General features: G+C 71.1%; 27 protein-coding genes. 6 read left to right on the top strand and 21 right to left on the bottom strand.

The features are described from left to right. Positions 1-3: 3 nt before the first annotated feature. From ACFYOB_RS29290 to ACFYOB_RS29270, 5 genes are all read right to left on the bottom strand, one after another. Positions 4-276: a DUF1876 domain-containing protein gene (locus ACFYOB_RS29290; RefSeq protein WP_388564578.1), complete on the bottom strand. Its 273-nt coding sequence runs from the start codon at positions 274-276 to the stop codon at positions 4-6. 104 nt (positions 277-380) lie between these two features. Then, positions 381-608, bottom strand: a complete 228-nt coding sequence (locus ACFYOB_RS29285) for a hypothetical protein (RefSeq protein WP_388564575.1) — start codon at positions 606-608, stop codon at positions 381-383. Next, positions 605-1,939, bottom strand: coding sequence for a S8 family serine peptidase (locus tag ACFYOB_RS29280; protein ID WP_388564573.1), 1,335 nt, complete (start codon positions 1,937-1,939; stop codon positions 605-607). Before ACFYOB_RS29280 ends, ACFYOB_RS29285 begins: the two co-directional genes overlap by 4 nt. 227 nt (positions 1,940-2,166) lie before the next feature. Further along, a complete protein-coding gene (locus tag ACFYOB_RS29275) occupies positions 2,167-2,742 on the bottom strand; it encodes a hypothetical protein (protein WP_388564570.1) in 576 nt (191 codons plus the stop codon). A 19-nt stretch (positions 2,743-2,761) separates the two neighbouring features. Beyond that, positions 2,762-3,346, bottom strand: a complete 585-nt coding sequence (locus ACFYOB_RS29270; protein ID WP_388564567.1) for a hypothetical protein — start codon at positions 3,344-3,346, stop codon at positions 2,762-2,764. 182 nt (positions 3,347-3,528) lie between these two features. Here ACFYOB_RS29270 and ACFYOB_RS29265 point away from each other — a divergent pair, with 182 nt between their 5' ends. Then, on the top strand, positions 3,529-3,873 hold the full coding sequence (locus ACFYOB_RS29265) for a hypothetical protein (protein ID WP_388564566.1): 345 nt from the start codon (positions 3,529-3,531) through the stop codon (positions 3,871-3,873). A 9-nt stretch (positions 3,874-3,882) separates the two neighbouring features. Here the strand turns inward: ACFYOB_RS29265 and hemB are convergent, their stop codons facing one another. Both hemB and ACFYOB_RS29255 read right to left on the bottom strand, forming a co-directional pair. Then, positions 3,883-4,884 carry a porphobilinogen synthase gene (gene hemB / locus ACFYOB_RS29260; protein ID WP_388564564.1) on the bottom strand — a complete coding sequence of 334 codons (1,002 nt, stop codon included), beginning with the start codon at positions 4,882-4,884 and terminating at the stop codon, positions 3,883-3,885. Between the two features lie 2 nt (positions 4,885-4,886). Then, on the bottom strand, positions 4,887-5,354 hold the full coding sequence (locus ACFYOB_RS29255; protein WP_388564563.1) for an ATP-binding protein: 468 nt from the start codon (positions 5,352-5,354) through the stop codon (positions 4,887-4,889). A gap of 112 nt (positions 5,355-5,466) precedes the next feature. On the opposite strand from ACFYOB_RS29255, the gene ACFYOB_RS29250 reads away from it, so the two are divergent. Both ACFYOB_RS29250 and ACFYOB_RS29245 read left to right on the top strand, forming a co-directional pair. Continuing rightward, positions 5,467-6,291: a Scr1 family TA system antitoxin-like transcriptional regulator gene (locus ACFYOB_RS29250; RefSeq protein ID WP_388564561.1), complete on the top strand. Its 825-nt coding sequence runs from the start codon at positions 5,467-5,469 to the stop codon at positions 6,289-6,291. Beyond that, positions 6,288-6,530: a DUF397 domain-containing protein gene (locus tag ACFYOB_RS29245; RefSeq protein ID WP_388564558.1), complete on the top strand. Its 243-nt coding sequence runs from the start codon at positions 6,288-6,290 to the stop codon at positions 6,528-6,530. Before ACFYOB_RS29250 ends, ACFYOB_RS29245 begins: the two co-directional genes overlap by 4 nt. Positions 6,531-6,705: 175 nt before the next feature. Here ACFYOB_RS29245 and ACFYOB_RS29240 read toward each other — a convergent pair whose 3' ends face one another. From ACFYOB_RS29240 to ACFYOB_RS29215, 6 genes are all read right to left on the bottom strand, one after another. After that, complete coding sequence (locus ACFYOB_RS29240) at positions 6,706-6,849, bottom strand: hypothetical protein (RefSeq protein WP_388564555.1); 144 nt, start codon at positions 6,847-6,849, stop codon at positions 6,706-6,708. A gap of 595 nt (positions 6,850-7,444) precedes the next feature. Continuing rightward, a complete protein-coding gene (locus ACFYOB_RS29235) occupies positions 7,445-9,118 on the bottom strand; it encodes a uroporphyrinogen-III synthase (protein ID WP_388564553.1) in 1,674 nt (557 codons plus the stop codon). Beyond that, a complete protein-coding gene (gene hemC / locus ACFYOB_RS29230; protein ID WP_388564551.1) occupies positions 9,115-10,083 on the bottom strand; it encodes a hydroxymethylbilane synthase in 969 nt (322 codons plus the stop codon). The genes ACFYOB_RS29235 and hemC overlap by 4 nt, the downstream gene beginning before the upstream one ends. Continuing rightward, complete coding sequence (locus tag ACFYOB_RS29225) at positions 10,080-11,831, bottom strand: glutamyl-tRNA reductase (protein WP_388564549.1); 1,752 nt, start codon at positions 11,829-11,831, stop codon at positions 10,080-10,082. The genes hemC and ACFYOB_RS29225 overlap by 4 nt, the downstream gene beginning before the upstream one ends. Continuing rightward, entirely contained in the window at positions 11,828-12,640 is an 813-nt protein-coding gene (locus tag ACFYOB_RS29220; protein WP_388564546.1) for a redox-sensing transcriptional repressor Rex, read from the bottom strand. The genes ACFYOB_RS29225 and ACFYOB_RS29220 overlap by 4 nt, the downstream gene beginning before the upstream one ends. A gap of 273 nt (positions 12,641-12,913) precedes the next feature. After that, positions 12,914-13,192: a glutaredoxin family protein gene (locus ACFYOB_RS29215; RefSeq protein ID WP_388564543.1), complete on the bottom strand. Its 279-nt coding sequence runs from the start codon at positions 13,190-13,192 to the stop codon at positions 12,914-12,916. Between the two features lie 107 nt (positions 13,193-13,299). Here ACFYOB_RS29215 and ACFYOB_RS29210 point away from each other — a divergent pair, with 107 nt between their 5' ends. The 3 genes from ACFYOB_RS29210 to ACFYOB_RS29200 all read left to right on the top strand — a co-directional run bounded on the left by ACFYOB_RS29210 (position 13,300) and on the right by ACFYOB_RS29200 (position 16,952). Continuing rightward, the gene (locus ACFYOB_RS29210; RefSeq protein ID WP_388564540.1) at positions 13,300-14,265 is read left to right on the top strand and encodes an HAD family hydrolase; all 966 of its coding nucleotides are present in this window, start codon (positions 13,300-13,302) and stop codon (positions 14,263-14,265) included. A 421-nt stretch (positions 14,266-14,686) separates the two neighbouring features. Then, positions 14,687-15,505, top strand: a complete 819-nt coding sequence (locus ACFYOB_RS29205) for an ECF subfamily RNA polymerase sigma factor, BldN family (RefSeq protein ID WP_388564537.1) — start codon at positions 14,687-14,689, stop codon at positions 15,503-15,505. Between the two features lie 235 nt (positions 15,506-15,740). Beyond that, positions 15,741-16,952 (top strand): DUF5667 domain-containing protein, encoded by a 1,212-nt coding sequence (locus ACFYOB_RS29200; RefSeq protein WP_388564535.1) that lies wholly within the window; start codon positions 15,741-15,743, stop codon positions 16,950-16,952. A 56-nt stretch (positions 16,953-17,008) separates the two neighbouring features. On the opposite strand, the gene ACFYOB_RS29195 is transcribed toward ACFYOB_RS29200, so the two are convergent. The 8 genes from ACFYOB_RS29195 to ACFYOB_RS29160 all read right to left on the bottom strand — a co-directional run bounded on the left by ACFYOB_RS29195 (position 17,009) and on the right by ACFYOB_RS29160 (position 23,635). Then, positions 17,009-17,983: a lysophospholipid acyltransferase family protein gene (locus tag ACFYOB_RS29195; protein WP_388564533.1), complete on the bottom strand. Its 975-nt coding sequence runs from the start codon at positions 17,981-17,983 to the stop codon at positions 17,009-17,011. Continuing rightward, positions 17,983-19,053, bottom strand: a complete 1,071-nt coding sequence (locus ACFYOB_RS29190) for an NAD-dependent epimerase/dehydratase family protein (RefSeq protein ID WP_388564530.1) — start codon at positions 19,051-19,053, stop codon at positions 17,983-17,985. The genes ACFYOB_RS29195 and ACFYOB_RS29190 overlap by 1 nt, the downstream gene beginning before the upstream one ends. Positions 19,054-19,153: 100 nt before the next feature. Beyond that, positions 19,154-19,252 (bottom strand): 30S ribosomal protein bS22, encoded by a 99-nt coding sequence (locus ACFYOB_RS29185; RefSeq protein ID WP_003948845.1) that lies wholly within the window; start codon positions 19,250-19,252, stop codon positions 19,154-19,156. Between the two features lie 121 nt (positions 19,253-19,373). After that, complete coding sequence (locus ACFYOB_RS29180) at positions 19,374-19,583, bottom strand: helix-turn-helix domain-containing protein (RefSeq protein WP_008738568.1); 210 nt, start codon at positions 19,581-19,583, stop codon at positions 19,374-19,376. A gap of 129 nt (positions 19,584-19,712) precedes the next feature. Continuing rightward, positions 19,713-20,528, bottom strand: coding sequence for a phosphatase (locus ACFYOB_RS29175; protein WP_388564908.1), 816 nt, complete (start codon positions 20,526-20,528; stop codon positions 19,713-19,715). A 78-nt stretch (positions 20,529-20,606) separates the two neighbouring features. Next, positions 20,607-21,776: an acetoin utilization protein AcuC gene (locus ACFYOB_RS29170; RefSeq protein ID WP_388564526.1), complete on the bottom strand. Its 1,170-nt coding sequence runs from the start codon at positions 21,774-21,776 to the stop codon at positions 20,607-20,609. Beyond that, entirely contained in the window at positions 21,727-22,938 is a 1,212-nt protein-coding gene (locus ACFYOB_RS29165; RefSeq protein WP_388564524.1) for an MFS transporter, read from the bottom strand. Before ACFYOB_RS29165 ends, ACFYOB_RS29170 begins: the two co-directional genes overlap by 50 nt. A gap of 43 nt (positions 22,939-22,981) precedes the next feature. Beyond that, positions 22,982-23,635, bottom strand: a complete 654-nt coding sequence (locus ACFYOB_RS29160) for an HAD family hydrolase (RefSeq protein ID WP_388564521.1) — start codon at positions 23,633-23,635, stop codon at positions 22,982-22,984. Positions 23,636-23,972: the final 337 nt, after the last annotated feature.

Here is a 23,972-nt window from a genome sequence, read left to right as displayed (position 1 = left end):
CGCTCAACGATTGAGCGGATATGAGTGCCGGCCCGTCACCTCGTCGATCTCACCGTGGGCCTTCTGCAGCATCTGCGACGCGAGATCCATGAGCGCGCGAGCGCCCGCGATCTCTTCCCCGACCCTCAGCTGCTCCGGGTCGGAGGGGTGGCGCATGGCGTAGCCGTGCGCCCTTATCTCGGAGCCGTCCCCGAGCCTGACCAGGGCCGCCGCACTGGTGCGGTGGCCCTCCTCGGTGAATTCGAGCTCCACATGCCACCCGACGAGCGTGGACATGGTGCATCACCTCCAGCGGGTCACCCTTCCCTCCAGGGTGCGCCCGCCGAGGATGGAGCGCGAGCGGGGCCTGGGGCGGGAGCGGGGGGCCTTGGGCCGGGAGGCTACGGCGGGGGGATCCGGTTGATGTACTCGCGGTCGACGGATGCGACGCCGTCGACCGCCGCCAGCGCCGGGATCCGGTCCTCCGCGACGGTGCCGGAGAGCGTCCCGATGATCGGCTGCTCGCCCGTGACCGCCAGCCCTGCCCGCCGCAGGGCCTCGACCACTTCCGCGAACCGGCCGGGGTCGACCGCGAGGATGACCCCGACCGGCTCGGACGATTCGCTCACGGCGCCTGGAGCAGACCCGCGCCGACGTCCCGGGCGGGCTGCGTCAGCGGGAACGCACCGGCCAGCAGAGCGGCCGTGAGATCGGCCGCGGAGGCTTTGGGGTTCGCCTGGGCGAGCATGGCGAGGACACCCGCGACGTGCGGCGTGGCCATGCTGGTGCCCGACTTCGTCGCGTAACCGCCGCCGGGGGCGGCCGAGTGCACGGCCACGCCGGGGGCCGCGATGTTGACCTCGCCGCCCTGGCCGTTGATGCCTCCGCAGGAGTCGAACGCCGTCTTCAGTGCCTTGTCCAGCGAGCCCACGGCGAGGATGGCGGGGCAGTTGGCGGGTCGCTCGACGGGTGCCACGAATCCGGGCCGCAGGCTGCTGTTGCCCGCCGCCGCGACGATCACCGTACCCATTTCGAGGGCGCGCTTGGCCAGGATCTCGTAAGTCTGCGGGAAGAGCGCACCCGCCTGTACGCGGGCGCCGAGCGACAAGGAGATCACCTTTGCGCCGTGGGAGATCGCCCACTCGATACCCGCCAGGATTCCGCCGTCCGGGCCACGGCCGTCGTTCGCGAGCACCTTGCCGGCCAGGATGCGCGCGTCGCACGCCACCCCGTAGCGGGGCCCCTGCCGGGGGTTGGCCGGACCCGCAACGGTGCCGATGCAGTGCGTGCCGTGGCCATGGCCGTCCTCGACCGTCTGGCCGGGCACGAAGGAGGCCGTCTCCTCGATGCACCCGACCAGGTCCGGGTGGTCCGTGTCCACGCCGGTGTCGAGGACTGCGACCTTCACTCCGCGTCCGGTCATGCCGGAGACGTTGGCCCTGATCGCCTGGAGGCCCCAGGTCACGCTCTGCTCGTCCAGTGCCGGCCCAAGCGACGCGGCGGCTTCGGCCTGGGACTGGTGGGCGACCACGTCCTCGTCGCTGCGGTAGGCCGGGAAGAATTCGGTCGGCGCCTGCTGCGGGGTGGTGATCGGCGAGGCGTAGACCATGCGCTCCGGCTCGGCCGCGAGGATCGAGCTCTCCGCCTCGGCCGTGGTCACCAGCGCGAAGCGGTTCTCGGGCCGTACCTCCACGACGGCCACGGAGAGGTTCTCGAAGAGCACCGAAACGTCGGGGCGTTCGAGGAGTTCGGAGACGTTCGCGGCAGCGGCTCCCCGGACCCGTTCCACGGGCGCGATGTCGGCGGCGGACCGCAGTGCGTTCAGTCCGCTCTCCTGATTGTTCGGATCGAGCAGGACCACGTACCGGCCGGTGTACTCCGTACTGTGGCCGCTGCCGTTGCCATTGGGCCGTTGGGGCTGCTCGCCGAAGGCGCGCCTGTCCATGGGTCCGTTCGCCATTGGGTTTCCCGCTTTCTGTGGGCTTCCCCCGCTTCGTGGACGCGCCGGACCACCGACTGGCAGGTGTGCCGGGGAAGGTGGGGCGCGGATCGGCCGCTGTTCGGCCCGAAGTGCCGTCGGCTCGAAGCCGTGGGCATCGCCCCTCGACCACCGTCGCACCGGGCAGGTGAGCGGGCAAGCACAGCGCAGCCATCCGAGAGGCCTGCGGGCTCCGAGCGAGCGTTGTCTCAATTCGCGTTGAACGACCAGAAGACGCCGACCTCGTCCGCGGACACCGCGATCAGGCCGAGATCCATCATGAAGTCGGTGAACGGGTGGCCGCCTTCGAGGTCCCGAGCGAGGAAGTCGGGCGCGTCGGAGGTACGGGCGAGGTCGGAGGAAGTCCAGAACGCCGCACCGGGGCCGAACCGGTCCAGCACGGTCCGGGCGTCCGCGAGCACCGTGTCGCGGTCCTCCCGGTACCGCACCGGAGAGCCCTCGAAGAACCACTCCTGCGCGAGCGAGGCGAGCAGCTCGACGGCGGCGCCCGCCGTGATCGGGCGGACCCCGGCGCGGAGGTCCTCGGCGGTCGTCGCACGGAACGGGTAGAAGGGGTAGCCGGCCTCCCGTCCCTCCTCGAACGTCTGCGATTCCCGGGAGGACCAGCCCCGTGGGTCGGCGACCGACCGCTCCATGACGGCGAGGACGTCCTCGGCCCAGTCCTCGTGCAGCCGGGGGCCGCTCCTGGCAAAGGTGTAGACGTCCTCCAGGAGCCGTAGCAGCGCAGCTTCCCAGGGGGCAGCCTCGATGGATCGGGTCGGCAATGGATTCCCCTCTGAGGGCTCAGCAGTCGAATGTCCAGAACAGCCCGACCTCGGTGTCGGAGACGATGACCAGGCCGGCGTCCTCCCAGTAGAAGGTCATCGGGGTATAGCCCCAGTGGGACGCCTCGAAGTCCAGCGTGCCGTTCTTGCGCGCACCCACGGTGACATTGGTGTAGCAGGTGAACGTGTCCCCGTAGCGGGCAAGGATGGTGCGGGCCATGTCCTGCAGCTCGTCGAAGCTCTCGGTGAACCTTTCGAGGTTCCGCAGGGTGCAACCGCCGTCGGTGAGCGCGAGGAGGAGATTCTCGGCGCTCGCACGATCGATCTCGTGCAACCGTTCCCCGACGTCGGCCGGGGTGAGCCGACGCTGGGGATCGGCCTTGAAGGGCGGGCGGAAGGGAAAGGCGGGCGCTTCCGTCGTGCGCTCGTTCACGGTGTCGTCGAGCCCGACCCAGTCGCGCGGATCGGGGACGGCGCGTTCCATGACGGCGAGCACGTCGGTCCGCCAGTCCTCGTGCTTGCGCGGACCGGTGGCGCTGAACGTGAACGCGTCCTCGTACAGGTGCCGTACCGCCGCTTCCCAGGACGTCTGGTCGATGGACATTTGCGAAGGGCCTTTCTCGCACGGCGTCCTCGGCGGCCCCCCAGTGCAGGCAGGCCGCGGTACGCCGTGGCAGTGGGCGTGCCGAATACGCACGTACACCTACGAGGTTCGCTTTTCTTCGAGGCGCGCACATGAGTACGCGCACTCATGTTCGGGCTCTCCTCTCGGAGTTCACTGGATCCATGACTCCGGACACCGCACGGCACGCGCGTGCCTTCGTCGCGCCGCTCGTATCCACCGTGCTCACGCTGCCCCTGGCAGCCCTCGGGTTCTTCTACGCCGGGCTGTCGCCGATGGCCTGCGACTCCTGCGGCGACGCCGCGAATGACCGGTTCGACGCCTCGTACGAGGTCGCCTTCCCCGTGTTCGGGTTCGGCCTGCTGGTGGTGCTGGCCGTACTGGTCGCCGCCTGGGGGCTGCCCTGGCAGCGGCGGTACGCCGCCGCCAGGGTGTGGCTCGCCGTGATCGCCCCGGCGGCCGTCGTCTTCGACTGGATCGCCTTCAACGGCCTCGTCGACTGGCCGTAGGCGCGAACGTCAGCGGGTCTCGCGCAGCCAGCCCGCCACCTCGGTCGCCCAGTACGTGAGGATCGTGTCGGCCCCGGCCCGCTTGATGCCCAGCAGGGTCTCCAGGATCGCCCGGTCCCGCTCGATCCAGCCCTTCTCCGCCGCCGCCTCGATCATCGCGAACTCGCCGCTGATCTGGTACGCGGCCACCGGGACGTCCACCGCCTGCGCCACCCGGTACAGGATGTCGAGGTAGGGCCCGGCCGGCTTGACCATCACCATGTCGGCGCCCTCCTCAAGGTCCAGCGCCAGCTCGCGCATGGACTCGCGCGCGTTCGCCGGGTCCTGCTGGTACGTCTTGCGGTCGCCCTGGAGGGAGGAGGCGACGGCCTCGCGGAAGGGACCGTAGAAGGCGGACGTGTACTTCGCCGTGTACGCCAGGATCGAGACGTCCTCGTGCCCGGTCTCGTCCAGTGCGTCGCGGATGACGCCGACCTGCCCGTCCATCATGCCGCTCGGGCCCACCACGTGGACGCCCGCGTCGGCCTGGACCTGCGCCATCTCGGCGTAACGCTCCAGCGTCGCGTCGTTGTCGACCCGGCCGTCCGCGTCCAGGACGCCGCAGTGCCCGTGGTCCGTGTACTCGTCCAGGCACAGGTCCGACATGATCACCAGATCGTCGCCGACCTCGGCCTTCACATCGCGGATCGCGACCTGCAGGATCCCGTCCGGCTCGGTGCCCGCCGTGCCCAGCGCGTCCTTGTTCTCGTCCGCCGGGACGCCGAAGAGCATGATCCCCGAGACGCCCGTCTCGACCGCCTCGACGGCGGCCTTCCGCAGCGTGTCCCGGGTGTGCTGGACCACGCCCGGCATCGCGGAGATGGGGAGGGGCTCGCTGATGCCCTCGCGGACGAAGGCCGGGAGGATCAGGTCCGAGGGGTGCAGCCGGTTCTCCGCGACCATCCGCCGCATCGCCGGGGTGGTGCGCAGCCGGCGGGGCCGCGAACCGGGGAAGGATCCGTACGCGCTCATCTTCAGTCGCCTCTTCGAGCTTCGACAGCAGTCGGGACAAGCCTAGGGCCCGGGGGCGCGGCGCCTGCAGCCCCCACGGCCAGCTCGCACCACACCACCTTGCCGGGCCTGCGCGGGCCGACCCCCCACCGTTCGGCGAGCGCGGCCACCAGCAGCAGCCCCCGCCCGCCCTCGGCCCCCGGGTCCCGGTCCGCGACCCGCGGCCGACCTCCCCCGCTGTCGGCGACCTCGACCCGGACCAGGTCCTCGAAGAGCAGCAGCCGCAGCCGGTAGTACCGGCCGGGCGGCACGCCGTGCAGCAGGGCGTTGGTGGCCAGTTCACTCACGCAGAGCAACAGGTCGTCCTGGCGGCATGTCACACCCCACGCGTGAAGTGTCTCCGCTGCGAACTCCCTGGTGGAGCGGACGGATTGGCGGCTGCGGGGGAAGTACCGCTCGCGCAGCACGGCTGGATGGATTTCCACGTTCACGGGGTGATCGTCGCGGTGCGTGACTAGCTTGAGCCAGACCGGTAACCCGTACTCCTTGAACAGTACGGGTCGGCACCGGTATCTCTCGTGCGCACTCGGGGAGTTCACAGGTATGCCACCACGCAAGAAGCCTCGCCCCAACGAAACCTCGATGAAGCTGGTCGGGGCACAGGTCGGCGCCGCGCGCATCGCCAAGGGACTGACGCAGCGGGCTTTCGCGGAAGAGCTGCACATGGACGTCGAGACCATCGCCTCGATCGAGCAGGGCCGACGGACGCTCATGCCCAACGTCGCCGAGAAGATGGACCGGATCCTCGGCCTGCCCGGAGTCCTCGCGGTGGCAGCCAACCGCCTCCCGGAGGTCGACATGGTCCCGGCCTGGGCGGAGGAGTACATGGAGCGCGAGGCGGAGGCCCTGGCGCTGTCCTGGTTCGACACGCTGACCGTTCCAGGTCTACTCCAGACCGAGCCCTACGCCCGTGCGGTGTTCGGCTGCCGCATCCCCTTCGTGGGCGAGGAGAAGATAGAGCTCCAGACCGCCCACCGAATGAAGCGCCAGGAGATCCTGCGCCGTACCGTCCCGCCCACCCTCAGCTTCGTCATCTGGGAGGCGGCCCTGCGGGACCGGATCGGCGGGCGCGAGGTCTATCGAGAGCAAATTCGACACCTGCGCGCATGCGCCGACCGGCCGGCCATCTCGCTCCAGGTGCTGCCCCTGGGACTGACCGCTCACGCGGGCCTCAACGGCCCCTTCACGCTGTTGGAGACACCGGAGTTCCAGCACCTCGCCTACTCAGAAACCCAACGCGGCAGCGTCCTCGTACGCGACCCGAATGAGGTCAGCATCCTCGCTCAGAAGTATGCGATGCTGCGGTCACAGGCCCTCAACTTCGCAGAGACGAAGGACCTGTTGGACCGGTTGCTAGGAGAGTCATGAGCACCCCACTGAAGTGGTTCAAGTCCAGTTACAGCGGCGACGAGGGCGGCCAGTGTCTGGAAGCCGCCTTCACCTGGCGCAAGTCCTCCTACAGCAGCGATCAGGGCGGCCAGTGCGTCGAGGTCGCCACCTGCCCCGCCGAGCAGGTCCACGTCCGCGACTCCAAGGTCACCGACGGCCCGGCCCTCACCCTCACCCCCGCCGCCTGGACCGGCCTGACCCGCTGGGTCACCGGCTGACACCGCCCCGGGCCCGGTTCACGACCTCGCGGATCGCGTCCGAGACCAGCCGGGGCTGCTCGACGGCGATCCCGTGGCCGCTGTCGGTACGGGTGACGTGCCGGGCGTGGCCAGGTCGATCCGGTCGTTCCGACCTTCAGGTCCCACGGGTGGTCGGAGGTCAGCACCACCGCCGTTACGGGCCGCGCCAGTGGGTCGCGGCGCGCAGTTCGGCGACGCTTGCCGGGTAGGCGGGCAGCTCCTGCCCCTGCTCCTTCGGCCTCGACGCGATCGCGCCCGTCCAGTCCGCCCACTGCTCCGGGGCCGGCGTGTCGCGCAAGTGCGGCGAAGCGCTGGTGATCCCATCTCTCCCCACGAGGCTCCGACCAGCACGTACGGCTGGTGCTCACCGGCCGCGGCCAGCACCGCCCGCAGGTCGTCCGCGCGCGTCCCGCGCCGACGTCGGCTGCGGCACCGGGGTCGAGGCGGTCGGCGTGTCGTCGGCCCGGCTCGTGCCGGGCCGGTCGTAGGCGCAGACCCGCGTGTACGTGGCGACCGTCGGCAGTACCGCCGACGCGCTCGGCTCCAGGGCGCCCGCCGGGCCGCCGGGGGGGCGGCCACGTGCGTCCACTCGTCCGCCGCGCCTCCCGTTCCGGACACCAGCACCACCGTCGGCGAACCGGTCCCGCGGCATTCCACGTGGACTCCGCGCCCTCCCGGGAGGGTGACCGTACGCCCTGTCGCCGGTTTCGTCCGCCGTCGCCGCCGGGACGGGCCAAGGCCGCCCTCCGCCTGGCCGGGAAGCGCCGTGCGGCGCACTTGCGACCTGTATCCGCCCGACCGCCGTCACCGGGCCCGCTCACGCGAAGGGGCCCGGGTGCCTGTGCACCCGGGCCCCTCACCCGTTCCGTCGGGCCGCGTCCGGCCTAACCCGCTCACGTCGTACGACGCCTCCGCGCCCCCGGCCGTCGCTCGCTCGGCCGGAACACCGTCTCGCCGGCCTCCTTGGCCGCCTCGCGGCGCGCCGCGCCGTACTCGGCCAGCGCCTCCGCCAGCTTCGACACCGACGGCTCCGGCGACAGCACGTCCACGCGCAGCCCGTGCTCCTCCGCGGTCTTGGCCGTCGCCGGCCCGATGCACGCGATGACGGTCACGTTGTGCGGCTTCCCGGCGATGCCGACGAGGTTGCGCACGGTGCTCGACGACGTGAAGAGAACGGCGTCGAAGCCGCCGCCCTTGATCGCCTCACGCGTGTCCGCCGGCGGCGGCGACGCGCGCACCGTCCGGTAGGCGGTGACGTCGTCGACCTCCCACCCGAGCTCGATCAGCCCGGCGACCAGCGTCTCGGTCGCGATGTCGGCGCGCGGCAGGAAGACGCGGTCGATCGGGTCGAAGACCGGGTCGTACGGGGGCCAGTCCTCCAGCAGACCGGCCGCGGACTGCTCCCCGCTCGGCACCAGGTCCGGCTTCACGCCGAACTCCACGAGCGCGGCCGCCGTCTGCTCGCCCACCGCGGCGACCTTGATCCCGGCGAAGGCGCGCGCGTCGAGCCCGTACTCCTCGAACTTCTCCCGGACGGCCTTCACCGCGTTCACGCTGGTGAAAGCTATCCACTCGTAGCGGCCCGTCACCAGGCCCTTCACGGCCCGCTCCATCTGCTGCGGGGTCCGCGGCGGCTCCACGGCGATGGTCGGCACCTCGTGGGGCACCGCGCCGTACGAACGCAACTGGTCGGAGAGCGAGGCGGCCTGCTCCTTCGTGCGCGGTACGAGGACCCGCCAGCCGAACAGCGGCTTCGACTCGAACCAGGCCAGCTCCTCACGCCGCGCGGCGGCGCTGTGCTCACCGACCACGGCTATGACCGGCCGGGCGCCCTCGGGCGACGGGAGCACCTTGCCCTGCTTGAACACCTGCGCGATCGTGCCCAGCGTCGCGTTCCAGGTCCGCTGCCGCGTGGTCGTACCGGCGACGGTCACGGTCAGCGGGGTGTCGGGCTTGCGGCCGGCGCCCACCAGCTCGGCGGCGGCGGCCGAGACCGTCTCCAGCGTCGCGGAGACGACGAGGATGCCGTCGCTCGACCCCACCTCGGTCCAGCAGCGCGCCGACGCGGTCCTCGCGTCCACGAACCGCACGCCGTTGTCGTCGCCCCGCTTGTCCCGGAGCGGCACACCCGCGTACGCGGGCACGCCCACGGCGGTGGGGATGCCCGGAACCACCTCGAAGGGGATCCCCTCGGTGGCGCAGACGAGCATCTCCTCGGCCGTGTTCCCGTCGAGACCGGGGTCACCGGTGACGGCACGTACGACCCGCCTGCCGGACCGTGCGGCCTCCATGACAAGATTGGCGGCATCTCGGATCACCGGGACCCCGGCGGCTGCTGACACTTCGTCAGCGACCGTCAGCTGCGGCGTGTCGACTCCCGCGCGCGCATGCGTCCGTACGACGTCGAGCACCTCGGGCTCGGCGATCAGTACGTCCGCGGCGGCGAGCGCCTCCACGGCGCGCAGCGTCAGCAGACCCGGGTCGCCAGGGCCGGCACCGAGGAAGGTGACGTGTCCGTGGGCGGCGACGACCGGAAAAGCGGAGGTGGTCGGACTTGAGGGGTTCAAAGCGATCGCTCCCCCATCAGACCGGCCGCGCCCTTGGCCAGCATCTCGTCCGCGAGTTCGCGGCCGAGCGCCATGGCCTCGTCGTACGACTGGGGCACGGGACCGGTGGTGGACAGCTGCACCAGCGTGGTGCCGTCGAGGGTTCCGACGACGCCGCGCAGGCGCATTTCATTGACAATCTGCCCGTCGGCCAAAAGGTCGGCGAACGCGCCCACGGGTGCGCTGCAGCCGGCCTCCAGGGCGGCGAGCAGGGAACGCTCGGCGGTCACGGCGGCCCGGGTGTTCGGGTCGTCGAGCTCGCCGAGTGCGGCGATGAGGCCGGCGTCGGAGGCCAGGCACTCCACGGCCAGGGCTCCCTGGCCGGGGGCCGGCAGGACGCTGTCGACCGACAGCAGGTCGGTCGCCTCGTCACCGCGCCCGATCCGGTTGAGTCCGGCGGCCGCGAGGACGACGGCGTCGAGCTCGCCGTCCCGTACGAAGCCGATCCGGGTGTCGACGTTGCCGCGGATCGGCACCGTCTCGATGCGCTTGCCGAGCGACAGCGCCAGGTGGTTGAGCTGGGCCGTGCGCCGCGGCGAACCGGTACCGATCCGGGCCCCGTCGGGCAGCTGCTCGAAGGTCAGGCCGTCGCGGGCGACGAGCGCGTCCCGCGGGTCCTCGCGCCGCGGCATGGCCGCGATCACGAGGTCGTCGGGCTGCGCGGTCGGCAGGTCCTTCAGCGAGTGCACGGCGAAGTCGACCTCGCCGCGCAGCAGCGCGTCACGCAGGGCGGTGACGAACACGCCCGTGCCGCCTATCTGCGCGAGGTGCTCGCGCGACACGTCGCCGTAGGTCGTGATCTCCACGAGCTCGACGGGACGGCCGGTGACCTCCCGTACCGCATCGGCGACATGGCCTGACTGGGACATGGCCAGCTTGCTGCGCCGCGTGCCGAGCCGCAGGGGCTGGTCGAGACGTGGGTTCATGATGCCCGTCCTGAGTCGTCGTTCTTGTCTGCCGCGTCGGCCCGGCTGACGGAGGCCACCGTCTGCGGGTCGAGGTCGAAGAGTTCACGCAGCGCCTCCGCGTACCCGGCGCCGCCGGGCTCGCTCGCGAGCTGCTTGACCCGCACGGTCGGCGCGTGCAGGAGTTTGTCGACGACGCGGCGCACGGTCTGGGTGACCTCGGCCCGCTGCCGTTCGTCGAGATCGGGTACCCGTCCGTCGAGGCGCGCCACTTCCATGGCCACGACCTCGGCCGCCATGGCTCGCAGGGCGACGACGGTGGGCGTGATGTGCGCGGCCCGCTGGGCGGCGCCGAAGGCCGCCACTTCCTCGGCGACTATCGCGCGCACGGCGTCGACGTCGGCCGCCATCGGGGCGTCCGCGGACGCCTCCGCGAGCGACTCGATGTCCACGAGCCGTACGCCCGGGATCCGGTGCACGGCCGCGTCGATGTCCCGGGGCATGGCCAGGTCCAGCAGCGCGAGGCGCACGGTCGCGCCGTCGGTGTGGGTACGGGTGCTGCGCCGGGGCTGCCGCTGGGCGGCGGCCTCACCCTGGTCGGCCCAGGTCCCGTGCAGCTCCAGGGAGTTCGCGTCGACCCCGGTCAGCGCGGACCGCCCGTCGGGCCCCACGGGGCACAAGTCGGCCTCCGCGCCCGCCGCGATGGTCCGCGCGGCCCCGGCATCGGCCAGCCGCCCGTGCGTCAGCGCGGCGGCGGCCAGGCGGGCCACGACATCGGCCGAGTCCAGCCCCACCTGCAGACCCTTCCCGGCTACGGCCGGGGAGGTCCGAAGCGCGAGGTCCGGGGCGGATCCGCGGTCTTCCTGCCCCGCCGCACCGCTCAGCCCCGCCCTGGCGGACCCGTGCCCGGCCTGCGCGGGCACCTCGGCGGCGCCCGAGGACACGGCGGCGAGCACGTCGTCGGCGGTCAGCACGAGCCCGGTGGCGCCGGTGCAGGACACCACTACATCGACTCGTGTCAGTTCGTCGGCGACACCGGACATCGCGACGGCCGAAGCCGCCACCCCGGTGCCCGAGGCAACCAGAATCTCTGCCAACCGCTCCGCCCGCTCGGCGGTCCGGTTCGCGACCACGATCTCCGCGACGCCGACCCGCGCCAGCGTGGCCGCGGCCAGCGAGGACATCGACCCGGCACCGATCACCAGTGCCCGCTTGCCGGCGGCCCACTCGGCCACGGGCACGTGCACGGCGAGCTGCTCCAGCCCGAAGGTCACCAGCGACTGGCCCGCCCGGTCGATCCCGGTCTCGGAGTGCGCCCGCTTGCCGACCCGCAGCGCCTGCTGGAACAGGTCGTTGATCAGCCGCCCGGCGGTGTGCGTCTCCTGCCCCAGCGCCAGCGCGTCCTTGATCTGGCCGAGGATCTGCCCCTCGCCCACGACCATCGAGTCCAGCCCGCACGCCACCGAGAACAGGTGGTGCACCGCCCGGTCCTCGTAGTGCACGTACAGATAAGGGGTGAGCTCCTCCAGCGCGACTCCGCTGTGCTGCGCGAGCAGCGTGGAGAGCTCCGCGACACCGGCGTGGAACTTGTCCACGTCGGCGTAGAGCTCGATCCGGTTGCACGTGGCGAGCACCGCCGCCTCCGCCGCCGGCTCGGCGGCGAGGGTGTCGTGCAGCAGCTTCAGCTTCGCGTCAGCGGACAGCGCGGCGCGCTCCAGCACGCTCACGGGCGCGCTGCGGTGGCTCAGCCCTACGACGAGCAGACTCATGCCGGCATCACCGCCGGGACGTCGCCCTCGGGGTTGTTGCCCTTGCGCGCCTCGGCGGCGGCCCGGCCGGCCGGCGGCACGACGGCGGCGGCCGGGGCGGCGCCGCCCACGGTGGAACCGCCCTCGTCGGCGGCGGCCGCGGCTTCCTCGCCGGCCTTGCGCTGCTCGTGGAAGGCCAGGATCTGCAGCTCGATCGACAGGTCGACCTTGCGTACGTCCACGCCCTCGGGCACCGAGAGCACGGTCGGGGCGAAGTTCAGGATGGAGGTGACACCGGCCGCGATCAGCCGCTCGCTGACCTGCTGCGCGGCGCCGGCCGGCGTCGCGATGACGCCGATCGAGACGCCGTTCTCCTCGATGATCTTTTCCAGCTCGTCGGTGTGCTGCACGGGGATCCCGGCCACCGGCTTGCCGGCCATCGCCGGGTCGGCGTCGATCAGCGCGGCCACGCGGAAGCCGCGCGACGCGAAACCGCCGTAGTTGGCGAGGGCGGCGCCGAGGTTACCGATGCCGACGATGACAACCGGCCAGTCCTGGGTCAGGCCGAGCTCACGGGAGATCTGGTAGACGAGGTATTCGACGTCGTACCCGACGCCGCGCGTTCCGTAGGAACCGAGGTACGAGAAGTCCTTGCGCAGCTTCGCGGAATTGACTCCGGCGGCGGCCGCGAGCTCCTCGGAGGACACCGTGGGGACCGATCGCTCGGACAGCGCGGTGAGTGCGCGCAGGTACAGCGGAAGCCGGGCGACAGTGGCCTCGGGAATACCTCGGCTGCGGGTCGCCGGTCGGTGAGTTCGGCCAGTTGCCACGATGCTCCTGCGGGATGAGCGGGGCTGCAGGCGGTCACTTGTCCCAAGACCGCCCCGTCGACAGCAGGCTATGCCTTTGTGAACGCGTGCACAAAGATTGTGTCCGGTTTGTCCGAGCAAAGTGACCGGGGTCACGCAACTTCGACGCCTGGAGCGGGAACCGGCGCCGCGCCGAACCCGTTCAAATCCCGAAGGGGGCAAAACCGTGCACACTCCTCACAGATACGCCCCCGAGACCCCATAAATCGCCCACGATGGTAACCGGGAAGGGACTCAGCCCCCCAACGCCCGCCGCAGCCGGTCGGGGTTCACCCGCCAGAAGGTGTGCTGTTCGCCGTCCACCAGCACCACCGGAATCTGCTCCCAGTACAACCGGTAGAGCTCCTCGTCCTGCGAGATGTCCTTCTTCTCCCACTGCGCACCGGTCTCCGCGCAGACCTTCTCGATCACCTCTTGTGCGTCATCACACAGGTGGCACCCCGGCTTCCCGACCAGCGTCACCATCCGCTCCCCGGGACTCTTCTTTTCCTTGCGGCGCAACAAAGGACTCATGCCCTACATTCTCGCGCGCCCGTACGTAACAGGAGCGCCCCGAAGAGTTCACGCCTCCGCATCCCATCGGTTCGGGAACTCCCGAACACAGTGGCTATGCTCACGTCATGGCCGCTCTGGGATGGCTCACCCCCCGTAGGCGCTCCGCCACCGCGCGGAGCGTGCTCGCAGGCGAGGCCTCGGCCGAGGCCGCCCGCAAGACCGCGCTGGCCGAAACGCCGCCTCCGACCGGACCCGCCGAGGCGGAACCGCAAGAGGTGACCCAAGAGGCACCACCCGAGCCGGAGTTCCCCGTCGCCGGCGACGAACTCGCCGCCGCCTTCTTCGACCTCGACAACACCGTCATGCAGGGCGCCGCGATCTTCCACTTCGGCCGCGGCCTCTACAAGCGCGAGTTCTTCCGCCGCCGCGAGCTCGCCCGCTTCGCCTGGCAGCAGGCCTGGTTCCGGCTGGCCGGGGTCGAGGACCCCGAGCACATGCAGGACGCCCGCGACAGCGCCCTGTCCATCGTCAAGGGCCACAAGGTCTGCGAACTGATGGCCATCGGCGAGGAGATCTACGACGAGTACATGGCCGAGCGGATCTGGCCGGGCACCCGCGCCCTGGCCCAGGCCCACCTCGACGCCGGCCAGAAGGTCTGGCTCGTCACCGCCGCCCCCGTCGAGACCGCCACGATCATCGCCCGCCGGCTCGGCCTGACCGGGGCGCTGGGCACCGTCGCCGAATCCGTGGACGGCATCTACACCGGCCGCCTCGTCGGCGAACCCCTGCACGGCCCCGCCAAGGCCGAGGCGGTCCGCGCCCTGGCCGCCGCCGAGGGCCTGGATCTCGCCCGCTGCGCCGCGTACAGCGATTCGCACAACGACATCCCGATGCTCTCGCTGGTCGGGCATCCGTACGCGATCAATCCCGATACAAAACTGCGCAAGCATGCCCGGACCAACGACTGGCGGCTGCGCGACTATCGGACCGGCCGCAAGGCCGTGAAGGTCGGCGTCCCGGCCGCCGCCGGAGTCGGCGCGATCGCGGGCGGCGCGGCCGCCGCCATCGCCCTGCACCGCCGCCGCAAGTAGCCGCGCCAGGCCCCTCACCGGCGCCGCAACCGGCCCCACCGGCCCCGTACCCGCCCGGCCCCGCCGCCGCCCGGCGCCACCTCCGCCCGCCTCCCGGCCGCCGCGCGGCCGTGGCCCCTGGGCATTTGCTCACCTCTACCCGCGCTCGCGGCGCGGCACTCCGGCATGCCCGACCCGGTCGAACGCCCCGTGGAAGCGTCCATTCCGCGCATGCAAGCGATCAAGAATCGATCACCAACTGCGACTGAATATGCCCTCGACACGCAACAGAAGTGTCGGAATCGATGATTTGAGCAACTGGGTGTAGCGCTGCCTGTACGAAGCGTTATTCTCCTCAAACGCATGCCACCGCCCATCTGTCGCCACGACGGGTGAACGGTCCCGCACTGCACGTGATGGAAGCTCTGCCTCTGGGAGTCCCGTGTACCCACCTGTCGGGGTTGACGCCTCGGGCCTGGCTACGCTGCGCGCAACGGTCCTCGACCACCTGCGTGGCTTCGTCCCCACCGCGTACACCGCCCCCGCCTTCGCCGCTGCGGTCCCTGCCGGCCTCGGCCCGGCCGGTCCTTGCTATGCCCTGACCGACGGCGGCGCGACGGTGGGCAGACGAGGACGCGCGGCCGGGGGCTCGTCCGGCGCCGCCGGCACGAGCACCCAGGCCACCACCCACCGCCGCCCCACCGCGGACAGCGACCAGGCCCGGATGATGGACCTGGTCGAACGCGCGCAGGCCGGGGAGGCCGAAGCCTTCGGCCGCCTCTACGACCAGTACAGCGACACGGTCTACCGCTACATCTACTACCGCGTCGGCGGCAAGGCGACGGCGGAGGACCTCACCAGCGAGACCTTTCTGCGCGCACTGCGGCGCATCTCGACCTTCACCTGGCAGGGCCGCGACTTCGGCGCCTGGCTCGTGACGATCGCCCGCAACCTGGTGGCGGACCACTTCAAGTCCAGCCGCTTCCGGCTGGAGGTCACCACCGGCGAGATGCTCGACGCCAACGAGGTCGAGCGCAGCCCCGAGGACTCCGTCCTGGAGTCCCTCTCCAACGCGGCCCTGCTGGAGGCCGTACGAAAACTCAATCCGCAGCAGCAGGAGTGCGTGACCCTGCGCTTCCTGCAGGGCCTCTCGGTCGCCGAGACGGCCCGGGTCATGGGGAAGAACGAGGGCGCCATCAAGACGCTCCAGTACCGGGCGGTCCGCACCCTGGCCCGCCTCCTCCCCGATGACGCCCGCTGACCCCGTTCACATCAAACACAACCTCACATACACCCGGTGACCCCTCGATGACGCTGTGGTCCGATCATCCTTCGTCCGTAACCCAAGTGCCGCGACGCTCGTTGTGCGGAATGCAGGCTCCCTGTGGACACGCCCTGCTTGAAGCCGCTCACTCGAAAGGGTGGATGTGCTCAAGGAAGGCAACCTTCCGGACACCTTGGGGAGTCGATCGTCATGACGAGAGGAGGTGCCGCCAGTGATCGCGAACGTGACTCCGCACCGGCGGGCGAACGCCTTCGCCCAGGCCCTGGAGGATCGGACCCCGTCCGACCTTTCGGAACCGGAACCGGCGGCCGAGCAGTCCGAGGCACCTGCCGAACCTGCCGACCACAACCGGTTGTTGGCCCTGGCGAGCGTGCTCGGCGAACGAATGCCGCGCCCAGTGCTGGACCCAGAGGTCAAAGTGGTGCAGCGAGCCCAGCTCGTTGCCGCCATGGAGGCCATGGTGCTGGAGGAGAGGGCCGGGGGCGGTGCCGCCTCGGACCCTCAAGTGCCCGAACAGCGGACCGGCCGCGGCGCCCACCGGGCGACCACGCTCCGGAACTTGCGGCCCCGCTCCCGCTGGTCCAAGGGCATCGCAGCGGGCGGCCTCACCGTCGGTGTGGCCGCAGGGGCCTTCAGCGGAGTGGCCGCTGCCAGTTCCGACGCCCTGCCCGGTGACCACCTCTACCCCGTGAAACGCGGCGTGGAGGACCTGAAGCTCGGGCTCACCGACGACGATTCGGACCGGGGCGAGCTCTATCTCGACCAGGCCTCGAACCGCCTGTCGGAAGCCCGCAGGCTGATGGAACGCGGCCGGGGCGGAAATGTGCTGGACCACGAGGTCCTGGGCGAGATCCGCCGAGCGCTGGCGGGAATGAAGCACGACGCGGAGGAGGGCCACCGGCTCCTCCAGGCCGCGTACCAACGGGACGGCGAGCTCGGCCCGATCCAGAAGCTGTCCTCGTTCTCCCGCTCCCACCGCGACGCGTGGGGCAAGCTCCGGGAGAAGCTCCCCGCGCAGCTCACGGACGTGGGCGGTGAGGTGGAGTCGGTCTTCCAGGCCATAGACGAAGACGTGGCGCCGCTCCAGGGCCTGCTCCCCAAGCCACCGGAGCAGATCCGGGGCAGCACCGGCGCACCCGGCGCCTCGGCCAAGCCTGGCACCCCCAGCGGCAAACAGCAGTCCGCGCCCGCCTCCAGTGCCCCGTCGGGCAGCCCCGCGCCGTCGCCCTCGGGCAGCAGCAGCCGGCCCCCGACCACGGGCGGTCTCCTGGGCGGTACGGGCGACCTGCTGAACCCGCCCCAGGGTCAGTCGGCCCAGCCCTCCCCGGGCACTCCGGAGCTCCCGCAGCCGGACATCACCCTCCCGCCCCTGCTCCCGGGTCTCCTCCCGGGCCTGGGCCTCAACGCGGAGGACGCCGGGTAGCGAGGCCGGTGGGGGCCGGGGTGCCGCACACAGGCACCCCGGCCCCCATCGGTCCGTCAGAAGAAGACGGACCGTCTCTGCACCAGCAGCTTGTACAGCGTGTGCTGGATCTGCTCCCGCACCTCGTCCGTCAGGTTGAACATCAGCATCGGATCCTCCGCCGCCTCCGCCGCATAGCCCGCGGTGGCGATCGGCTCGCCGAACTGGATCGTCCACTTCGTCGGCAACGGCACCGCCCCCAGCGGCCCCAGCCACGGGAACGTCGGCGTGATCGGGAAGTACGGGATCCCCAGCAGCCGCGCGAGCGTCTTCGCGTTGCCGACCATCGGGTAGATCTCCTCCGCCCCCACGATCGAGCACGGCACGATCGGCGTCCCCGCACGCAGGGCCGTCGACACGAACCCGCCCCGCCCGAAGCGCTGCAGCTTGTACCGGTCCCCGAACGGCTTCCCTATCCCCTTGAAGCCCTCCGGCATCACACCGACGAGCTCCCCGGCCTCCAGCAGCCGCTGCGCGTCCTCCGCGCACGCCAGGGTGTGACCGGCCTTGCGGGCCAGCTCGTTCACCACCGGCAGCATGAACACCAGATCCGCCGCGAGCAGCCGCAGGTGCCGCTGCGCCGGGTGGTGGTCGTGCACGGCGACCTGGAGCATCAGCCCGTCCAGCGGCAGCGTCCCCGAGTGGTTCGCCACGATCAGCGCACCGCCCTCCGCGGGGATGTTCTCGATGCCCTTGACCTCGACCCGGAAGTACTTGTCGTACAGCGGCCGCATCAGGGACATCAGGACCTGGTCCGTCAGCTCCTTGTCGTAGCCGAACTCGTCGACCTCGTACTCCCCGGTGACCCGCCGCCGCAGGAACGCCAGTCCGCCGGCGATCCGCCGGTCCCAGCCGCCCGGGGACCTCTCCGCGGCCGGCTCGGCAGCGACCGGCGGGGCCACCGGCTCCGGAGCGGACACCGCCCGCACCCTGCGCGGCGCCCGCCGCCGCGACCGGTCCTCGTCGAAGGGAATGACCTTGGCATCCGCCACTATCGCTTCGCTCCTTCAGCCACGTCGACGTACGTCTCCAAGCCGTCTGCCTTCAGCATGGCAGCCATCCGGTCCACGGCCCGCCCCACCCGCTCCGGCGGCAGCAGCCCGCTGCCGCGGCTCCGCGCGAAGTCCGCGAACGTCTCGGCGGTCGTGTACATGGGCTCGAAACCGAGCACTTCCCGCATCTGCGAGGTCTCCACGACCCGGCCGTGCGTGAGGAGCCTTATCTGCTCCGGCGAGAAGTCCGTGACACCCACCGCCCGCAGCGCCGACCCCACCCAGGTCACGGCGGGCAGCAACAGCGGCAGCGTCGGCCGCCCCAGCCGCCGCGAGCACTGCGACAGCAGCAGTACGCCGTCACCCGCGATGTTGAAGGTCCCGCTGTTCAGCGTCCCCCGCCGCGGCTCCTGCGCCGCCAGCCGCAGCACGTCGAGCACGTCGTCCTCGTGGACGAACTGCAGCCGCGGGTCGTAGCCCAGCACGGTCGGCATCACGGGAATCGAGAAGTACTCGGCGAGCGCCGAGTCCGCGAAGGGTCCCAGGATGTTCGCGAACCGCAGCACGCACACCGCGACGTCCGGCCGCCTGCGCGCGAAACCCCGTACGTACCCCTCGACTTCGGCGGCGTCCTTGGCGAAGCCGCCCGCCGGCAGCGACTTCGGCTGCGTGGTCTCGGTGAAGACGGCCGGATCCCGCGAGGTGCCGCCGTACACGCTGGTACTGGACTTCACCACGAGCCGTCGCACCGTCGGCGACTTCTGGCAGGCCCCGAGGAGCTGCATCGTCCCGATGACGTTCGTTTCCTTGACGGTGCTGTGCGCACCGCCGGTTCTTCCCCCGGTGACCGCCAGGTGGACCACAGTGTCCACAGCGTGCTCGGCCAGCACCCGGGCGATCGCCGACTGCCTGATGTCCGTACGGACGAACTCGGCCGATCCCAGCCGGTGCGGCGGTGTCACCGCGTCGACCGCGATCACCCGCTCGACCTCCGGATCACGCTGGATGCGGCGCACGAAGCGGCCCCCCAGCTGCCGGGCAGCCCCGGTGACCAGTACGACCTTCCCCACGAGCTCAGCGCCTCCCTAGATGGAACAACCGTCTCCGGCTGCACCGCAGCCCCCCCACCAGGTTGGTGGAGGGGCTGCGGAGAACACGTACAGCTGCCGTTTACTTCTTGTTACGGCGCTGGACGCGGGTGCGCTTGAGCAGCTTGCGGTGCTTCTTCTTAGCCATCCGCTTGCGCCGCTTCTTGATAACAGAGCCCACGACTACCCTCGCTCACTTCTCTTCATTCGGTGCGGGGCGTCGGGGCCCACACGACCTACGTCGGCCTAGCCTACCGTCCCGAGCTCCGAGCTTGTAATCCGAGGGCGTGCCGGGGTCAGACTCAGGCCGACTCCACCCCCACATAGGACTCTCGGAGGTACTCGTGAACCGCATTTTCGGGGACCCGGAAGGACCGGCCCACCCGGATTGCGGGCAGATGACCGTTGTGCACCAAGCGGTACACGGTCATCTTCGACACTCGCATCACCGAGGCGACCTCCGCCACGGTCAGGAACTGAACCTCACTGAGAGGCCTCTCGCCAGCAGCCATGACACACCTTGACCTTCCGCGCATGACGGGCACCGGCTTCCCCTCCGGTTACTCCTCGTCGTCGCACGCTCACTCCCCAGAGTAGGGGCGCGTGATACGAGTGGGGAAGAGGAGCTACGGCCACTCCTTTCACCCAGACAGACTCGCCCGATTGAGTACATAGCGAGTGAGCGGTCGGTAGTGGTCCGCACGCACCGCGTCATCAAGCGGAACGGCGACCGACACCCGCCCCTCGGCCTCGCCGACGAACAGCGCGGGATCATCCGTATCCGCCAGCCCGATCGCCTCCACACCCAGCTGACCTGCGCCGCAGACCCACCCGTGGTCCCCCACCACCAACTCCGGCAACGGCCCGCCGGCCTCCGCGAGGGCTCCCAGCACGATCCGAACCGGCAGTGGTGAATGGGAGTGTGCGCCGGTCACACTCCCCGTCGGCCGCACGCCGGGTTCCCGCACCAGTGCGACCCCCCGTACGTAATCGATGCTGTACGTGCGTACGCCGAACCGGGTCGCCATGTCGACACACGTCCCCTGCGCCGGGGTGAGGACAACACATCCTGCCGCCGACATCGCCTCGGCCAACCCGGCGTAGAACCCCAGGAGCCGATGCGGATGCCCCGTCCCGAACAACACCGGGGACCGCGCCCCGGCCGCCACGCGCAGCCGCCCGGCGAAGGCCTCCAGCGCCGCCACCGTCAGCTCCGGATCGATCACGTCCGGCCCGCTGACGTGCGCCGGGTCCGCCGAGACCCCGCACTTGTCCGCCATGAGCCTCAGCAGGTCACCCTCGCCCCAGCCCCGCTCCGGATCCAGGCCGAGCAGCACCCGCGGATCGCGCGCCGCGAACAGCCGGTAGCTGCGCAGGCTCTCCTCCCGGGAGGTGGCGATCGGCCCGGCCAACCGGGCGGCCAGCAGATGCGCTCGCAGCGCGCCGGTGCTCAACACCCTCCGATGCTGCCTCAACCGACCTGGCGGATCATCAGTTCCGGTGAACAGCCCCACAGTCGGCGTAACGATCCATCATCAGGTCAGCATTCCGCGCAGCGGGAACACCGCGCGCCGGGTCGCCAGTACGGCTTGATCCGTGCGGTCCGCAGGGTCGTACCCCGCGTCCCAGTCCCGCCACGACACCGTCCGCCCGTCCGTCATCCGGCCCGGCGCCAGCGCCCGCGTCCGCGCGTACACCTCGTCCCGCCACGAGGCGGGCACGGCGGCCTCCGGGTCCACGGGCCGGTGCGCGGCGATCGCCACCAGGTGCGTCCACGACCGCGGTACGACGTCCACCACCGCGTACCCGCCGCCTCCCAGCGCCAGCCACCGCCCGTCCGCGTACTCGTGCGCGAGCCGGTGACAGGCCTCCTGGACGGCCCGCTGGGCGTCCAGGGACACCGCCAGATGCGCCAGCGGGTCCTCGAAGTGCGTGTCCGCCCCGTGCTGGGTCACCAGCACCTGCGGCCGGAAGTCCGCCAGCAGTTCCGGCACCGTCGCGTGGAAGGCCCGCAGCCACCCCTCGTCCCCGGTCCCCGCGGGCAGCGCGACGTTCACCGCCGACCCCTCGGCCGCCGGCCCGCCCGTCTCCTGCGGCCACCCGGTCTGCGGGAACAGCGTCCGCGGATGCTCGTGCACGGAGATGGTCAGCACCCGCGGGTCGTCCCAGAACGCCGCCTGTACGCCGTCACCGTGATGGACGTCCACGTCCACGTACGCGACCCGCTCGGCCCCCAGCTCAAGCAGCCGCGCGACGGCCAGGGCGGCGTCGTTGTACACGCAGAAGCCGGCCGCTGCGCCCGGCATGGCGTGGTGCAGCCCGCCGGCGAAGTTCACGGCGTGCTCGGCCTCACCGCGCCAGATCGCCTCCGCCCCCGCCACCGACTGCCCGGCGATCAGCGCCGAGGCCTCGTGCATGCCGTGGAAGGCCGGATCGTCCATGGTGCCCAGCCCGTACGAGCCGTCGGCGATCCCGGGGTCCGCGGACACCTCGCGCACCGCGGCGACGTAGTCCTCCCGGTGGACCAGCTTCAGCGTCGAGTCCCCGGCAGCGCGGCCCGCCCGTACCTCCATGGCCCGGTCCAGCCCGAAGGCCCGTACCAGGCCCATGGTCAGCGCCAGACGCACCGGATCCATCGGATGGCTGGGCCCGAAGTCATACTTCGTTACCGCCTCGTCCCACATCAACAACCCGCGGCCGCTCATGCCCGACACCGTATCGGGCCGCCCGCGGTCCGAACGAGCCGGCGTAGAACAGAGTGATCATGACGAGAACCATCGGCACGAGCATCGCGCCCCGGTAGCTCCAGGCGTCCCCGATCCCGCCGACGAGCGGCGACCCGATCAGGAAGCCCACGTAGTTGAAGATGTTCAGCCGGGCGACGGCGGTGTCCGACGCACCCGGGAAGAGCCTCCCGGCGGCGGCGAAGGTCTGCGGCACGATCACGCACAGCCCGATCCCCAGCAGCGTGAAGCCGAGCATCCCCACCCACGCGCCCGGAGCGGCCGCCACGATCGCGAAACCGCAGGCCGCGACCACCGTGCCGCCCCGTACGACGGGCGCGGCCCCGAAGCGCCGCACCCCCAGGTCCCCGACGGCCCGCCCGAGGAGGGTGGTCACCATGTAGACGTTGTACGGGACGGTCGCCAGCTGCTCGGAGCTCCCCAGCACGTCCTGCAGGTACTTGGCACTCCAGTTCGCCACCGTCGAGTCCCCGATGTACGCGCACGCCATCACCAGGCAGAGCGGCAGGAGCAGCTTGCCGCCGCCCGCGCCCAGCCCCTTCTCCTGGACGGCGCCGGAGAGTGTGACGACGTATTCGCGGCTCGCCAGCAGCACGAGCGGCAGCAGCAGGGCCACGGCGGGCAGGTAGGAGACGAACAGGTCCAGATGCCAGTGCGCGCCGGCCCACGCGGCCGAGGCGCCCAGGATCCCGCCGAGGCTGTACGCGGCATGGAAACCGAGCATGATGCTGCGCCCGTACGCGCGCTGCAGACTGACCCCGAGCATGTTCATCGAGGCGTCCAGCGCACCGACCGAGAGCCCGAACGCCCCCAGGGCCAGGGCCACGTGCCACATCTGGCTGCCGGCCCCGACCCCCAGCAGGGACAGCAGCACCAGCGGCTGCGCCCACCTGAGCACCGCGCTGGGCGCCACCCGCTTCACCAGGTGCTCGGTGGCGACGCTCGCCGCGCCGGCGAGGACCGGAACGGCCGCGAGGAAGGCGGGCAGCAGCCCGTCGGATATCCCGTACCGGTCCTGGATGGCCGGAATCCGTGTCACGAGCAGGGCGAAGGCGACACCCTGCGCGAAGAAGCTGAACCCCAGAGCCACACGCCCGCGCCGCAGCCGCGCATCAACCGTCATGGCGGGTCAGCGTAGGCCCCGGGGCTACCCGTGGGTAGAGCGATCACATGGGCAGTTGCAGAAGTCCCGGCAGCTGCTTCATGTCCCCGAAGTAGGCGGTCGCCCCGCCGAGCTGCTCGGCGGGCACCATCGAGGTGAACGCGAACACGTCCATGCCCGCGGCGAGCGCTGCCTGCACGCCGAGCGGACTGTCCTCGACGACGACGCACCGCGCGGGTTCGACACCCATCGACCGGGCCGCGTGCAGGAACAGATCGGGCGCGGGCTCCCCGTGCCCGACGTCCTGGGCGCTGAAGATCCACTCCTCTTCGAACCATCCGTCGAGCCCGGCCGCGCGGTGCCCGACCCGGATCCGCTCGTGACTCCCGGCGGAGACCATGCAGTACCCGATCCCGTTCGCGGTGAGCGCCCCGAGTACCTCCTCCACCCCGGGGACGGGCTTCAGGTCCCGCTCGAACGCGGCGAAGGTGCGCGCGGACAGCGTCTCGTCGAAGTCGTCCGGCAGCCTCTCCCCGGTGCGCTCCAGGACGAGTTCGTGCACCCGGTGAACGGCCGCCCCCATGTAGTCGCGGAGCGACTCCTCGTAGGAGGTCGGGTGCCCCAGCTCGGTCAGGTACCCGGCGAGGACGCTGTTGGCGAGCGGCTCGCTGTCCACCAGCACGCCGTCGTTGTCGAAGATGACGAGGTCATAGCCCATACCCCAACCCTACGAGTCGTCAGCTCAGGTCCACGGCAGCCGCGTGCTGGTGATCGGCTGAACATCGGACGATCCTCAGCCCGCCGGTCTCAACGGTTGAGGTCGAACACAGCAACTCGGCGGCCCTCGTACGCCTTGGGCTGGGCCGTCGCCACCCGCGCGCCCACATCCCACTCGGGCAGGTGGCGGCGGCGTGCACCGCCGGCCGATCGTGCGAATGACGTCGAGCCGACCCGGGCCCCAAACGCAGAAAAGCCCCGCACCGGACCCGTAAAGGTCTGGTGCGGGGCTTCCGCAATGATTGTTCGGCGGCGTCCTACTCTCCCACAGGGTCCCC

The organism is Streptomyces sp. NPDC006463, assembly GCF_042870715.1.
In the GTDB taxonomy this organism is placed as follows: domain Bacteria; phylum Actinomycetota; class Actinomycetes; order Streptomycetales; family Streptomycetaceae; genus Streptomyces.
The sequence above is the reverse complement of the archived record's forward strand: the minus strand, read 5'-3'. Positions and strand labels throughout refer to the sequence as shown.